This window comes from Mycobacterium sp. UNC410CL29Cvi84 (genome assembly GCF_000686745.1).
GTDB lineage: Bacteria > Actinomycetota > Actinomycetes > Mycobacteriales > Mycobacteriaceae > Mycobacterium > Mycobacterium mucogenicum_B.
In genome coordinates, this window is sequence record NZ_JMLM01000006.1 from 13,058 (window position 1) to 26,817 (window position 13,760).

The following is a 13,760-nucleotide window of genomic DNA, read 5'->3' on the forward strand; positions in this document are numbered from 1 at the left end:
ATTAGCCGTTACAGATTTGTTGGAGGATGGAAATGACGACCTCGGTAATTGTTGCCGGAGCCCGCACTCCGGTGGGCAAGTTGATGGGTTCGCTGAAGGATTTCTCGGGTAGCGACCTGGGCGCTGTCGCGATCAAGGGCGCGCTCGAGAAGGCCGGCGTCGAGGCTTCGCAGGTCGATTACGTGATCATGGGCCAGGTCCTGACTGCCGGTGCGGGCCAGATGCCTGCGCGCCAGTCCGCCGTCGGCGCGGGCATCCCGTGGGACGTCCCGGCGCTGACCATCAACAAGATGTGCCTGTCGGGCATCGACGCCATCGCGCTCGCTGACCAGCTGATTCGTGCCGGTGAGTTCGAGGTCGTGGTGGCCGGTGGCCAGGAGTCCATGAGCCAGGCCCCGCACCTGCTGCCCAAGAGCCGTGAGGGCTACAAGTACGGCAACGTCACCGCGCTGGACCACCTCGCATACGACGGGCTGCACGACGTTTTCACCGACCAGCCGATGGGCGCCCTGACCGAGCAGCGCAACGATCAGGACAAGTTCACCCGCGCCGAGCAGGACGAATTCGCCGCGCAGTCGCACCAGAAGGCCGCGGCCGCGTGGAAGGACGGCGTCTTTGCCGACGAGGTCGTTGCGGTGTCCATCCCGCAGCGCAAGGGCGACCCGATCGAGTTCGCCGAGGACGAGGGCATCCGCGGCAACACGACCGCCGAGTCGCTGGGTGGCCTGCGGCCGGCGTTCCGCAAGGACGGCACCATCACCGCCGGTTCGTCGTCGCAGATCTCCGACGGCGCGTGTGCCGTCGTGGTCATGAGCAAGGAGAAGGCCGAGTCGCTGGGCCTGACCTGGCTGTGCGAGATCGGCGCCCACGGCGTCGTCGCCGGCCCGGACTCGACGCTGCAGAGCCAGCCGGCCAACGCCATCAAGAAGGCCGTCGAGCGCGAGGGCATTACCGTCGACCAGCTCGACGTCATCGAGATCAACGAGGCCTTCGCGGCTGTGTCGCTGGCCTCGACCAAGGAGCTGGGCGTCGACGGCGCCAAGGTCAACGTCAACGGTGGCGCCATCGCCATCGGCCACCCGATCGGCATGTCCGGCGCCCGCATCACGCTGCACGCGGCGTTGGAGCTGGCCCGCAAGGGTTCGGGTTACGCCGTCGCGGCGCTGTGTGGCGCCGGCGGTCAGGGTGACGCCCTGATCCTGCGTCGTCCGTAGTTTTCCGCGAGGTGTGAACTACGCCTCGTAGTAGTCAGCCCGTCACTCGGGCACAATGGCGCCATGAGCGCTGTGGTGTCCCGGGTGGCGGGCTGGTTTCGTCTGATCGCGATGGCCGAGGCCGTCAGCTGGGTCGGGCTGCTGATCGGCATGTACTTCAAGTACGTCGGTACGCCCCGCACCGAGGTCGGCGTGCACATCTTCGGCATGGTCCACGGCGTGGTGTTCCTGGCCTTCCTGGCCACCGGACTGGTCGTCGGCCGGGCCGCACGCTGGTCGCTGGTCACCTGGGTGTCGGCGGCGCTGGCGAGCATCGTGCCGCTGGCCAGCGTGGTGTTCCTACGGTGGGCCGAACGAAGCGGTGCGCTGGCTGTCGAGGCCCGTGCCGCCGAGGGTGAACCGGAGCCGTCGGCCGTCGCGTGACAGACTGGAGAGCGTGACTCGTCCGCGTCCCATCGGTCCCGCGCTGGCTGGCGCGGTGGACCTCTCCGCGCTCAAAAACCGTCCCGCCGAAGGTGCTGCCGCTGCCGGTGGCGCGCCCGGTGGCATCGAGATCACCGAGGCCAATCTCGAAGCCGAGGTGCTGATCCGTTCCGGCGAGGTGCCGGTCGTCGTGCTGCTGTGGTCGCCGCGCAGCGACTCGAGTGTCCAGCTGGGGCAGACACTGTCCGCGTTGGCCGCCGAGGACGGTGGCAAGTGGTCGTTCGGCACCGTGAACGTCGACACCACGCCGCGCATTGCCCAGATGTTCGGCATCCAGGGTGTCCCGACGGTCGTCGCGCTCGCCGGTGGGCAGCCGATCACGAGCTTCGAAGGCGGCCAGCCGGCGGATCAGCTGCGGCGCTGGGTGGACTCGCTGTTGCAGGCGACCGCCGGCAAGCTCGGTGGCGGCGCCGAAGGCGAGGAGGAGCAGGTCGACCCCGCGCTCGCGCAGGCCCGCGAGTTCCTCGACAGCGGCGATTTCGACGGCGCCTTGGCCGCGTACCAGGCGATCCTCGACGCCGACCCGGCGCACGTCGAGGCCAAGGGCGCCGTACAGCAGATCGCCTTCCTGCAGCGCGCGTCCGCGCAGCGCCCCGAGGCCGTGCGTCTCGCCGACGCCTCGCCCGACGACATCGACTTGGCCTTCGCCGCCGCCGACGTGCAGCTCTTCCAGCGCGACGTCGACGGCGCGTTCAACCGGCTCATCGCGCTCGTCAAGAAGACCTCGGGCGACGACCGCACCCGCGTGCGGACCCGGCTCATCGAGTTGTTCGACCTGTTCGACCCGGCCGACCCCGAGGTCATCGCGGGCCGGCGCAACCTCGCCAACGCGCTCTACTAGGCATCACAGCGCCGGCACTGAGGCCCAGAAGTTCGTGACGGCCTCGGCGATCGCGTCGGTGTCGACCAACAGCGGGCCGACGTGTCCGGAGCCGGTGAGGGCGACGACGCGCGCGTCGGGCATGGTGGCGGCCGCGGCGCGGGCATCAGTGGGGCTCCAGTGCTGATCGCCGAGATCGCCGGTCATCAGCAGCGTCGGGACGGTGACCGCCGCGAGCTGATCGGTCAGCGCCTGCCAACTGTGCATGTATCGGATTGTGCGCCTAGCTGATTCGCGGTCCATCGCGCGGAACGCGGCTTTGAGCTCGGCCGCCCGCTCCGTACGTGCGACGTCGGCGCCACCGAGGAGTACGTCGAACAGCATCTTGGTCAGCAGGGGATTGGGTCCGCGCAGCCGGTAGGCCGCGGCGAGCGGATACGTCTGGGTCCAGCGCTGCCGCGGGCTGACGGGCAGGACCGGTGCGGCGATGGTGGTCAGGCTGCGCAGCCGGTGCGGTTGGGTCGCCGCCAGCGTGATGCCGACGTGTCCGCCCCAGGCGTTGCCGATCCAGTCGACGGCGTCGAAGCCGAGTGCGTCGATCACTTCGCCTGCGGCACTTGCGCATTCGTCGAGGGTGAAATCCCGGTGGATGGGGCTGCTCGTGCCGTATCCGGGTCCGTCGATGGTCACCACCTGTCGCTGGGTGGCAAGGGTGTCGACGAGTGGACCCCAACTGCGCGAGTCCACCCAGAGGCTGTGCCACAAGACGGCGGCAGGCCCTGACCCGGTGCGACGTACGTGCAGATCTCCGAGGCAGGTCGGGACATGGATGTCGAGTGTCGTCATCGCGACCTCCATACAGGTTGTATGCTGATACCATACAACCTGTATGGTCACCGTCAAGGGGGATTCGCGGGAGCGGCTCGTCGCAGTCGCGACCGAGTTGTTCGGCGAGCAGGGCTATCACCAGACGGGTACCGAGGAGATCGTCCGCCGCAGCGGCGTCACCCGTGGCTCGCTCTATCACCATTTCGCGGACAAGGAAGCGCTCTTCGAGGAGGTCTTCGACCGCGCCGACCAGGTGGTGAGCGCTCGGGTTCGTTCGGCTGCCGCCGCGGCGGCCGAGCGCGGCGAGGACGCGTGGTCGGTGTTCCTCGCCGGCTGGGATGCAGTGCTGGACACCGCGGTCGACGCGCCGCTGCAGCGCATCCGTGTGGTCGATGCGCCCGCGGTGCTCGGCTGGCAGAAGTGGCAGGAGCGCAACGCGCGGTACACACTGGCCAATATCGAGGCCGGTCTCGTCAGCCTGCTGGAAGAGGGTGTGCTTGCGCCGCAGCCGATTTCACCGCTCGCGGTGCTGCTGATGGGGCTCAGCAATCAAGCTGTGGCCGCGATCGCGGGCGCGCCCGATCCGGTTCGCGCGCGCCGCGATATCGGCGCCGCGGTGCGCCGTCTCCTCGACGGGCTGCGCACCTAGTCTCGCGAGCAGACGTAAAACTGTCGATTTCGCCCAGAAATCGACAGTTTTACGTCTCCTCGCGGAGGGAACTCTCAGGCGGGCTTGAGCCAGAGCGCCGACAGCGGCGGGAGGACCAGGACTGCGGAGGCCGGACGGCCGTGCCAGGGCTCGTTGGTGGCCTCGACCGAGCCCATGTTGCCCGCGCCGGCGCCGTGGTAGACGGTCGCGTCGGTGTTCAGCAGCTCCTGCCAAGTCCCGGCGTGGGGCAGGCCCAGCCGGTACTGCGCATGCTCGCTGCCCGAGAAGTTGAAGACGCACGCGATGGCTGATCCGTCGTCGCCGAACCGCAGGAAGCTCAGCACGTTGTTGTTGGAGTCGTTGGCGTCGATCCACGAGTAGCCCTCGGGGCTGCTGTCGCGGGACCACAGCGCGCGGTTGTCCCGGTAGATGCCGTTGATGTCGCGGACCAGTTGCTGCACGCCGGTGGAGAAGCTGTGCTCGCCGAGCTGGAACCAGTCGAGCCCGCGTTCCTCGGACCATTCGGCGCGCTGGCCGAATTCCTGTCCCATGAACAGCAATTGCTTGCCCGGGTGCGCCCACTGGTAAGCCAGGAGCTGACGGAGGCCGGCCGCCTTGGCGTGGTCGCCGCCGGGCATCCGGGTCCACAGCGTGCCCTTGCCGTGCACGACTTCGTCGTGGCTGATCGGCAGGACGTAGTGCTCGCTGTAGGCGTACAACATCGAGAACGTCATCTCGTGGTGGTGGTAGCTGCGGTGGACCGGATCATGGCTGATGTAGTCCAGGGTGTCGTTCATCCACCCCATGTTCCATTTCATCGAGAAGCCAAGGCCGCCAAGGTTTGTCGGGCGGGTGACGCCGGGCCACGAGGTCGATTCCTCGGCGATGGTGACGATGCCGGGGACCAGCTTGTGGACGGTGGCGTTCATCTCCTGCAGGAACTGCACCGCCTCCAGGTTCTCCCGGCCGCCGTAGATGTTGGGAGTCCAACCGCCTTCGGGACGCGAGTAGTCCAGGTACAGCATGGAGGCGACGGCGTCGACGCGGAGACCGTCGACGTGGAATTCCTCCAGCCAGTACAGCGCGTTGGCCACCAGGAAGTTGCGGACCTCGTTGCGGCCGAAGTCGAAAACGTAGGTGCCCCAGTCGAGTTGCTCGCCACGTCGGGGGTCGGCGTGCTCGTACAGCGGCGTGCCATCGAAGCGGCCCAGCGCCCACGAGTCCTTGGGGAAGTGCGCTGGCACCCAGTCGACGATGACGCCGATGCCGGCCTGGTGCAGCGTGTCGACCAGATACCGGAAATCGTCAGGGGTGCCGAGCCGTGACGTCGGCGCGTAGTACGACGTCACCTGGTATCCCCAGGATCCGCCGAAGGGATGCTCAGCCACGGGGAGTAGCTCGACGTGCGTGAAGCCCTGCGCCACCACGTATTCGGTGAGCTCGACGGCCAGCTCGCGGTAGGTCAGCCCGGGGCGCCAGGACATCAGGTGCACCTCGTAGGTGCTCATGGGCTCGAAGATGGGGTTGAGCTCGGCGCGGGCGGCCATCCACGCGTCGTCCTGCCAGACATGGGAGCTGACAAAGGTTTTCGACGCGGTCAGCGGCGGCACCTCGGTGCTGAAGGCCATCGGATCGGCGCGATCGGTGACGGCGCCGTTGGTGCCGTTGCCGCCGTGGATCCGGAATTTGTACAGGCTGCCGACTTCGAATCCGGGCCAGAACAGTTCCCACACCCCGGACGAGCCGAGTGCCCGCATCGGGGCCTCGCTGCCGTCCCAGTGGTTGAAGTCGCCGATCAGGTTGACGCCCTTGGCGTTCGGGGCCCACACCGCGAACGAGAAGCCCTCGACTACGCCGTCGGGCGTCGTGAACGAACGGGGTTGTGCACCAAGGATTTCCCACAGCCGCTCATGTCGGCCCTCGGACAGCAGGTGCAGGTCCATGTCGCCGAGCGTCGGCAGGAAGCGGTAGGGATCGGCCGTCGTGTGCACGACGTCGTCCGGGTACTCGACCTCGAAGCGGTAGTCGGCCAGGTTGTTGAACGGCACCTCGACCGCGAACAGACCGCCCTCGATGGCTTCCATCGGATAGCGCTTCTTGCCGATGAGCACTGTGACCCCGGTCGCGTGCGGCCGCAGCGCCCGGATGACGGTGCGCTTGCCGTACTCGTGGGCACCCAGGATGGAATGCGGATCGTGGTGCTCGCCGGCCAGCAGGCGGGCCAGGTCGGCGACGGGTGGACGGAGGTGGCTGGTCACGGTTGTCTCCGCAGGAGAGTCAGCCGTTTGTCGTACGGAATTTGCGGCATGTTCAGTATGTGCGCTACCGCTTTGCTCGGGTCCAGTCGCACGTAATTTGCTGCGCCCCATTGATATTCCTCACCGGTGATCTCGTCTCGTACCCAGAACCGGTCGTGGTCCTCCATGCCGAGGGCACCCATGTCCAGCCAGAGCGTTGCCTGCTCCGGGCCGAATGGGTTGAGCGTCAACACCACAAGGACGGTGTCACCGGTAACGGGGTCGAACTTGCTGTACGCCAACAACGCATCGTTGTCGACGTGATGGAACTTGATGGTCCGTAACTGGCTCAGTGCCGGGTGTACCCGGCGGATCTCGTTGAGCCGGGTCAGCAGCGGCTCGAGGGACCGACCGCCGGCCAGCGCCGCGTCGAAATCCCGTGGCCGCAATTGGTATTTCTCGGAGTCCAGATACTCCTCGCTGCCCTCGCGGACGGCCTGGTGCTCGAACAGCTCGTAGCCGGAATAGACACCCCACGACGAACTCAGCGTCGCAGCCAGCACCGCGCGGATCGCGAACATGCCGGGGCCGCCGTGCTGCAGGCTCGCATGCAGGATGTCCGGGGTGTTGACGAACAGGTTGGGCCGGTAGAAGTCGGCGTACTTGGCGATCTCCTGGCCGAACTCGGTGATCTCCCACTTGGCGGTGCGCCAGGTGAAGTACGTATACGACTGCGTGAAGCCGAGTTTCGCGAGCCCGTAGAGCCGCGCCGGGCGGGTGAACGCCTCCGACAGGAACAGCACGTCGGGGTCGATGTTCTTGGCCTGGGCAATGAGCCAGGCCCAGAAGTTCGCCGGCTTGGTGTGCGGGTTGTCGACCCGGAAGATCTTGACGCCGTGCGACATCCAGAACTTGACGACGCGCAGCACCTCGTCGTAGATGCCCGCCGGGTCGTTGTCGAAGTTCAGCGGATAGATGTCCTGGTACTTCTTCGGCGGATTCTCGGCGTACGCGATGGTGCCGTCGGGCAACACGGTGAACCACTCGGGATGGTCCTTGGCCCACGGGTGATCCGGCGCGCATTGCAGCGCCAGGTCGAGCGCCACCTCAAGCCCGTTTTCACGGGCCGCGGCGACCATGTCGTCGAACTCGTCAATGGTGCCCAGGTCCGGGTGCACCGCGTCGTGGCCGCCTTCGTCGCTGCCGATGGCCCACGGGGAGCCGACGTCGCCGGGCGCCGCGGTCACATTGTTGTTCGGGCCCTTGCGGTGCACCTTGCCGATCGGATGCACCGGTGGCAGGTACAGGACGTCGAAACCCATTGCGGCTACGCGCGGAATGGCTTTCGCGGTCGTCGAGAACGTGCCGTGCACCGGCTTGCCGTCGGCATCCCAGCCGCCGGTGGAGCGGGGGAAGAGCTCGTACCAGGCGCTGAACCGGGCCCGTGACCGGTCGACCCAGATGCCGTATTGCTCTCCGCGCGTGACCAATTCGCGCAACGGATACTTGCGCAGCAGGTCGGTCACGTCGGGCGCCAGCGCCGCCCCGGCGCGGACGTACGGGTCGCCCGGTTCCCGGAGCCGCCGCGCGGCAGTGAGTAGCGGGGCGCGGTCGCCTTGGGGGACCGCGGTGGCGGCGCGCTCCAGGAGGGTTGCACCGATCAGCAGGTCGTTGGTCAGTTCGGCCTCGCTCTGGCCGGCTTCGAGCTTGACGGTGATGGCGTGTCGCCACGTCGCGATCGGATCGCCCCAGCCGTCGACACGGTACGTCCACAGGCCGACAGCGTCCGGGGTGAACTGGCCGTGGAAGACGTCAGGCGTGAAGCCCGGCGCCATGGGCAGCCGGGTCGGCTTGACCTTCGCCCGCGGCGGGGCCGGCGTCGGCGTCGCACCCGGCGGGGTTTCGGCGAGCTGCGGGTAGACAGGGCCGTGATAGCGCACCACCAGGCTTGCGGCGACGGCGTCGTGACCTTCGCGCCACACGGTCGCGCTGATCGGAACCACTTCGCCGACCACGGCCTTGGCGGGGTATCGGCCTGCGGACACCACTGGTGCGACGTCGTCGATCTCGATCCGACCGGCCACCAAATCACTCCTTACCCGGGACTACGGGGTTACCCATACCCACCGTAGTAGTCCGTGACACTTGAAGGGCAGTGACCAGTTGGATGAGCGCTGGGCTGTCACCGAACTGACCGCACATGAGCACGAAATGTCAGTAAGGTTGGCTCGTGTGAAAGCCCTTCGTCGGTTCACCGTCCGTGCCCACCTGCCCGAACGCCTGACCGCCCTGGAGCGGCTGTCCATCAACCTGCGCTGGTCCTGGCACACGCCGACCCAGGAGTTGTTCGCGGAAATCGATCCGGTGTTGTGGGAACAGGTCGGCGCCGACCCGGTGGCGTTGCTGGGCGCGGTCAGCCCCGCGCGGCTGGACGAACTGGCGGCAGACGACGACTTCGTCGGCCGGGTGAACCACCGGGCCGCTGATCTGGACAGCTATCTGACCCGGCCGCTGTGGTACCAGGAGCAGGCCGACCTCGCCGAGGACGGCGGCCCAGCGATGCCGAAGGGCATCGCGTACTTCTCCATGGAGTTCGGCGTGGCGGAAGTGCTGCCGAACTACTCGGGCGGTCTGGGCATCCTCGCGGGCGACCACCTCAAGTCGGCGTCGGATCTCGGCCTGCCGTTGATCGCGGTGGGGCTGTACTACCGGTCCGGCTACTTCAAGCAATCGCTGACGGCCGACGGCTGGCAGAACGAGAACTATCCGTCGTTCGATCCGCAGGGCCTGCCGCTGCGGCTGCTGACCGGTGCCGACGGCCAGCCGGCGCTGGTGTCGCTGAACCTGCCGGAATCGCAGGTGCTGCGGGCCCGGGTGTGGGTGGCGCAGGTCGGGCGAGTTCCGTTGCTGCTTCTCGACTCTGACATCCCGGAGAACGAGCACGAGCTGCGTTCGGTGACCGACCGGCTGTACGGCGGCGACCAGGAGCACCGGATCAAGCAGGAGCTGCTCGCCGGCATCGGTGGCATCCGCGCGATCCGGGCGTTCACCGAGATCGAGGGCATCCAAGCGCCCGAGGTTTACCACATGAACGAAGGCCACGCGGGTTTCCTTGGTGTGGAACGTATTCGGGAGTACATCAGCGGATCGGGACTGGACTTCGAGACCGCGCTGACGGTGGTCCGCGCGTCGACGGTGTTCACCACGCACACGCCGGTGCCGGCCGGTATCGACCGGTTCCCGGTGGAGATGGTGCGCCGCTACTTCGACGACACCGTCGCCTCGCCGCTGCTGCCCGAGGTGCCGCTGTACCGAGTGGTCGCGTTCGGTGCCGAGGACGACCCGGACAAATTCAACATGGCGCACATGGGTTTACGGCTCGCCCAGCGGGCCAACGGGGTGTCGCTGTTGCACGGCCGGGTCAGTCGCGGCATGTTCAACGAACTGTGGCCGGGCTTCGACCAGGCCGAAGTGCCCATCGGATCGATCACCAACGGCGTGCACGCACCGACCTGGGCGGCGCCGAAATGGCTGGAGCTGGGCCGAGAACTCGTCGGTGTCGAGGGCATGGAGGCCATCGATCAGGCGGCCGGGGAACCGCAGTTGTGGCAGCGGTTGCACGACGTCGATCCCGGTCACCTGTGGTGGATCCGCTCCCAGCTGCGCGAGATGCTCATCGCCGATGTGCGCGCCCGGCTGCGACGCTCGTGGCTCGAGCGCGGTGCCACGGAGGCTGAACTGGGCTGGATTGCAACGGCTTTCGATCCGTCGGTGCTGACCATCGGGTTCGCCCGACGGGTACCGACGTACAAGCGGCTGACGTTGATGCTGCGTGACCCGGAGCGGCTGGAGCAGCTGCTGCTCGATGAGTCTCGGCCGGTGCAGCTGATCGTGGCCGGTAAGTCGCATCCGGCCGACGACGGTGGCAAGGCGCTGATCCAGCAGGTCGTGAAGTTCGCCGACCGGCCCGAGGTGCGGCACCGGATCGCCTTCCTGCCGGACTACGACATGTCGATGGCGCGGCTGCTGTACTGGGGCTGCGATGTGTGGCTCAACAACCCGCTGCGTCCGTTGGAGGCGTGTGGCACGTCGGGCATGAAGAGCGCGCTCAATGGCGGGCTGAACCTGTCGATTCGCGACGGTTGGTGGGATGAGTGGTACGACGGCGAAAACGGTTGGGAAATCCCGACTGCCGACGGCGTCACCGATGAGGCGCGTCGCGACGACCTGGAGGCCGCGGCGCTGTACGACCTGATGCAGAACTCGGTGGCGCCGAAGTTCTACGAGCGCAACGAGCACGGCGTCCCGACGCGGTGGGTCGAGATGGTGCGGCACACGCTGCAGTCGCTGGGGCCGAAGGTGCTGGCATCGCGCATGGTGCGCGACTACACCGAGAAGTACTACGGCCCTGCGGCGCAGTCGTTCCGGCGTACGGTGGAGCCGATCGACGGCGTGCCTTTCGGCGCGGCCCGCTCGCTGGCGGCCTATCGGCAGCGGGTGACCGAGGCCTGGCCGAAGATTCAGATTGCCGAGGTGGACAGCTATGGGCTGCCCGATACGCCGCTGCTGGGTTCGGAGTTGTCGTTGACCGCCACCGTCCAGCTGGCCGGATTGCGCACCGATGAGGTTGTGGTGCAGGCGGTTCTGGGTCGTGTCGACGCCGGTGACCAGTTGGTGGAGCCGGTGACCGTGCCGATGGCGCACACGGGTTCCGGAGAGGGCGGCGTCGAGGTGTTCTCGGCGACCATCCCGCTGCCGGTGGCCGGCCCCGTCGGATACACCGTACGAGTGTTACCGCACAACGCATTACTGGCCGCCGACAACGAGTTCGGGCTGGTCACGCTGGCGTGAGTGCACTGACTGTTGCGGTCGATGGTGGACCGTACGCGCTGGCGGCCGGCCCGGATGGCGCGATTTGGGTGACGTTGGTGTCGGCGGGTGCGGTGGCCCGGATCGATGCCCGGCGTGAGGTGCGGCGGTTCGACGTCGGTGCCGACAGCCGGCCGATGCAGGTCTGCGCGGGGCCCGACGGGGCCGTCTGGTTCACGTGCTCGGGTACCGATCGGCTGGGCCGGATCACCGGTGACGGAGCCGTGTCGTTCGTCGAATTGGATACGGGCAGTGCACCGTTCGGCATCGCCGTCGGACCTGACGACGCGGTGTGGTTCACCGCCATGGACGCCGGGACGATCGGCCGGGTGGATGCCGACGGCACGGTCGAGGTGGTCGCCGCGCCGGGCGGGATGCCGTCGATGATCACCGCCGGTGGTGACGGCGCGCTGTGGTTCACGTTGAATCAGAAGTCCGCGATCGGCAGACTGACGGTCGCCGGCAAGCTCTCGGTGCGGCCGACGCCGACCCCGTCGGCAGGGCCGGTCGGCATCTGCGCGACTCACGATGACGCGGTGTGGTTCACCGCAATTGGTGCGGACAAGCTGGGCCGCATTCCGCTGAACGACGCCATCCAGGAGCTGGATCTGCCGGGCAAGCCGCATGCAGTGGTGGCCGATGAAGCCGACGGAGTGTGGGTGAGCCTGTGGGGCGCCGATGCTATTGCGCGGGTGACCGCCGATGGTGAGGTGTCCAGCTTCGAACTGCCGCCGGGCTCCGAGCCGCACGGGCTGGCAGTCGACCGTGATGGTGCGCTGTGGGTGGCGCTGGAGTCCGGGTTCGTGGTGCGGCTGCCCGTCTAAGCGGGTGCTCGCTCGATGGTCGTATCGAAATCGATGTGGTGCCCCTGAAGCCACATCATCGAGCGGCCACCGTCTTTCGCGGCCTGCCGGAACACCACCGGCAGCATCAGGTCACGTAGGAACCGTCCCACCGGGCCCGCGGCCTTGCTGTTGGCCGACCGGTGCCCGTGACGCACGATCTTCTCGACCCGGTGCCGGCGGAGCGACTCGAACGTCGTGAATGCCGTTGGAATATCACGGCAGTCGCGCAGGCACTGTGCGAGAACCACGGCGTCCTCGACGGACATCGACGCGCCCTGCCCGGCCGATGGTGCGGTGGCATGGGCGGCGTCGCCGATGATGATCTGGTTGCGGTGGTTGTGCCACCGGTGCACCACCGGCAGGTCGTACGTGGCCCACCCCACCATCGGACCGGGCGCGGCGTCGATGATGTCACGCGCCGGACCGGTATCGCCGGACATCAACTGGTGCAGCCAGTTTCGCCAGTCGGCGTCCGTCATGTCGGACAATGCGCCGCGTTCGGGCTCGCGGGCCATCGGGGGATTGGCGAACCAGACGGTGCCGCCGTCCGGAGTGGGGAACCAGGCGAAGAAGCAGCGGGTTCCGAACTGCATCCGGAATTCCCGCGGCGGCACGTCGACGGTGAAATCGGGGATGTAGCCGCCGACATTGAGCACCGGCACGTAGCGGGGTGCGCGGGCTTCCGGGTCGATCGTGCTGCGGACCGTGGAGTGAATGCCGTCGCAGCCGACGAGCAGATCACCGGTTGCGCTGCTGCCGTCGGCGAACTGAGCCTGGACGCGACCGCCGGAAACCGTTGTGGCGGCGATGAATTCCTTTCCGTAGCTGTATCGTGCGCCACGTGCCGCGGCCAGCGTGTTGAGTTCGCGGTAGAGGTCGGCGCGACGCATCATGACCGACAGCTGCCCGTCCGGGCGCTGTGCGGCCATCGGGATACGGCCCAGCCTCTTGCCGGTGCCGGTCATGAAACTGATGGTGTCGTTCGGGTAGCCCAGGTTCTCGAGCGGGCCGGCCGCGTCGACGGCGCGCAGCGCGTCCATGCCGTTGGCCTGGAAGTTCAGCCAGGCTCCGCGCAGGTCCGCGCCGGAGGGGGAGCGTTCGTAGATGTGGGCGTCGATACCCACCCGCTGCAGCGCGATGGCCAGCACCGGGCCGGCGACTCCGGCGCCGATGATGAGTGCTTCGGTCATGCGTGGTTCCTCGGTTCGTGCCCAGATGTCTCGACAATCAGATAGCTTGATTGTCAAGCAATAGAATGAAAGGCGGATCGCTCGATTGTCAAGCGAAAATCCGGTGGCTGACCGCTTGGGTGCGGCGGTGCAGGACTACCAGGCCGCGGTCGACGACTTCGACCGCGAGGTCGCGCGCCTGCTCGGCATCAACACAACCGATGCGCGGTGCCTGGAGATTCTGATCCAGGAAGGCGCTGGTGTTACTCCGCGCGAGCTGGCCGACCGGTTGGGCCTCACGACCGGCAGCGCCACGACGATGCTCGACCGCTTGGAGAAGGTCGGCTACGTGACGCGCTCGGCGCACCCCAGTGACCGGCGCAAACTCCTGGTCCATGCCACCGACACCGCGCGGGAGCGTGCTTTCGCGCTGATCGGCCCGCTGGTGGACGACGGGCGACGCACCCTGCTGAACCGCTACAGCGCCGAACAACTGGAACTGATCACCGAATTCCTCACGCGGGCAGCGGAATTGCAGCGCGAGCATGTCGCGCGGCTGCGGGGGATCTGACCGGCTTTCGGGCGTGTCGGCGCCGTCTGGGACATGTCGCGCCTGGACCCGTCAGCATGTGCTGACAGTGTCACC

11 protein-coding genes are annotated in these 13,760 nt (G+C 67.5%); 7 read left to right on the forward strand and 4 right to left on the reverse strand.

Translation table 11 applies throughout. The features are described from left to right. The first annotated feature begins 32 nt into the window (after window positions 1–32). From BR47_RS0108475 to BR47_RS0108485, 3 genes are all read left to right on the forward strand, one after another. Complete coding sequence (locus BR47_RS0108475) at window positions 33–1,214, forward strand: acetyl-CoA C-acetyltransferase (RefSeq protein WP_029119215.1); 1,182 nt, start codon at window positions 33–35, stop codon at window positions 1,212–1,214. Between the two features lie 63 nt (window positions 1,215–1,277). Beyond that, on the forward strand, window positions 1,278–1,637 hold the full coding sequence (locus BR47_RS0108480) for a DUF3817 domain-containing protein (RefSeq protein ID WP_029119216.1): 360 nt from the start codon (window positions 1,278–1,280) through the stop codon (window positions 1,635–1,637). Window positions 1,638–1,650: 13 nt separating this feature from the next. Continuing rightward, window positions 1,651–2,538, forward strand: coding sequence for a tetratricopeptide repeat protein (locus BR47_RS0108485; RefSeq protein WP_029105440.1), 888 nt, complete (start codon window positions 1,651–1,653; stop codon window positions 2,536–2,538). Between the two features lie 3 nt (window positions 2,539–2,541). On the opposite strand, the gene BR47_RS0108490 is transcribed toward BR47_RS0108485, so the two are convergent. Beyond that, window positions 2,542–3,363, reverse strand: coding sequence for an alpha/beta fold hydrolase (locus tag BR47_RS0108490; protein ID WP_029119217.1), 822 nt, complete (start codon window positions 3,361–3,363; stop codon window positions 2,542–2,544). Window positions 3,364–3,406: 43 nt separating this feature from the next. On the opposite strand from BR47_RS0108490, the gene BR47_RS0108495 reads away from it, so the two are divergent. Then, window positions 3,407–3,994, forward strand: a complete 588-nt coding sequence (locus BR47_RS0108495; RefSeq protein ID WP_029119218.1) for a TetR/AcrR family transcriptional regulator — start codon at window positions 3,407–3,409, stop codon at window positions 3,992–3,994. 74 nt (window positions 3,995–4,068) lie between these two features. On the opposite strand, the gene glgB is transcribed toward BR47_RS0108495, so the two are convergent. Further along, window positions 4,069–6,252, reverse strand: a complete 2,184-nt coding sequence (gene glgB, locus BR47_RS0108500) for a 1,4-alpha-glucan branching protein GlgB (protein WP_029119219.1) — start codon at window positions 6,250–6,252, stop codon at window positions 4,069–4,071. Further along, a complete protein-coding gene (locus BR47_RS0108505) occupies window positions 6,249–8,315 on the reverse strand; it encodes an alpha-1,4-glucan--maltose-1-phosphate maltosyltransferase (protein WP_020102402.1) in 2,067 nt (688 codons plus the stop codon). Before BR47_RS0108505 ends, glgB begins: the two co-directional genes overlap by 4 nt. 148 nt (window positions 8,316–8,463) lie before the next feature. On the opposite strand from BR47_RS0108505, the gene glgP reads away from it, so the two are divergent. Together glgP and BR47_RS0108515 are read left to right on the forward strand one after the other, a co-directional pair. Next, the gene (glgP, locus tag BR47_RS0108510; RefSeq protein WP_029119220.1) at window positions 8,464–11,082 is read left to right on the forward strand and encodes an alpha-glucan family phosphorylase; all 2,619 of its coding nucleotides are present in this window, start codon (window positions 8,464–8,466) and stop codon (window positions 11,080–11,082) included. Then, entirely contained in the window at window positions 11,079–11,924 is an 846-nt protein-coding gene (locus tag BR47_RS0108515) for a virginiamycin B lyase family protein (RefSeq protein WP_029119221.1), read from the forward strand. Before glgP ends, BR47_RS0108515 begins: the two co-directional genes overlap by 4 nt. Here the strand turns inward: BR47_RS0108515 and BR47_RS0108520 are convergent. Next, a complete protein-coding gene (locus tag BR47_RS0108520) occupies window positions 11,921–13,135 on the reverse strand; it encodes an FAD-dependent oxidoreductase (RefSeq protein ID WP_029119222.1) in 1,215 nt (404 codons plus the stop codon). The two genes, BR47_RS0108515 and BR47_RS0108520, sit on opposite strands and share 4 nt — an antisense overlap. 103 nt (window positions 13,136–13,238) lie before the next feature. Between BR47_RS0108520 and BR47_RS0108525 the strand changes: the two genes are divergently transcribed. Continuing rightward, entirely contained in the window at window positions 13,239–13,685 is a 447-nt protein-coding gene (locus BR47_RS0108525; RefSeq protein WP_020102398.1) for a MarR family winged helix-turn-helix transcriptional regulator, read from the forward strand. Window positions 13,686–13,760: the final 75 nt, after the last annotated feature.

Coding starts and splice junctions, on each gene's coding strand:
- BR47_RS0108495 (WP_029119218.1), top strand. CDS start 3,407: ATGGTCACCGTCAAGGGGGATTCGCGGGAGCGGCTCGTCGCAGTCGCG.
- BR47_RS0108520 (WP_029119222.1), bottom strand. CDS start 13,135: ATGACCGAAGCACTCATCATCGGCGCCGGAGTCGCCGGCCCGGTGCTG.
- BR47_RS0108475 (WP_029119215.1), top strand. CDS start 33: ATGACGACCTCGGTAATTGTTGCCGGAGCCCGCACTCCGGTGGGCAAG.
- BR47_RS0108480 (WP_029119216.1), top strand. CDS start 1,278: ATGAGCGCTGTGGTGTCCCGGGTGGCGGGCTGGTTTCGTCTGATCGCG.
- BR47_RS0108490 (WP_029119217.1), bottom strand. CDS start 3,363: ATGACGACACTCGACATCCATGTCCCGACCTGCCTCGGAGATCTGCAC.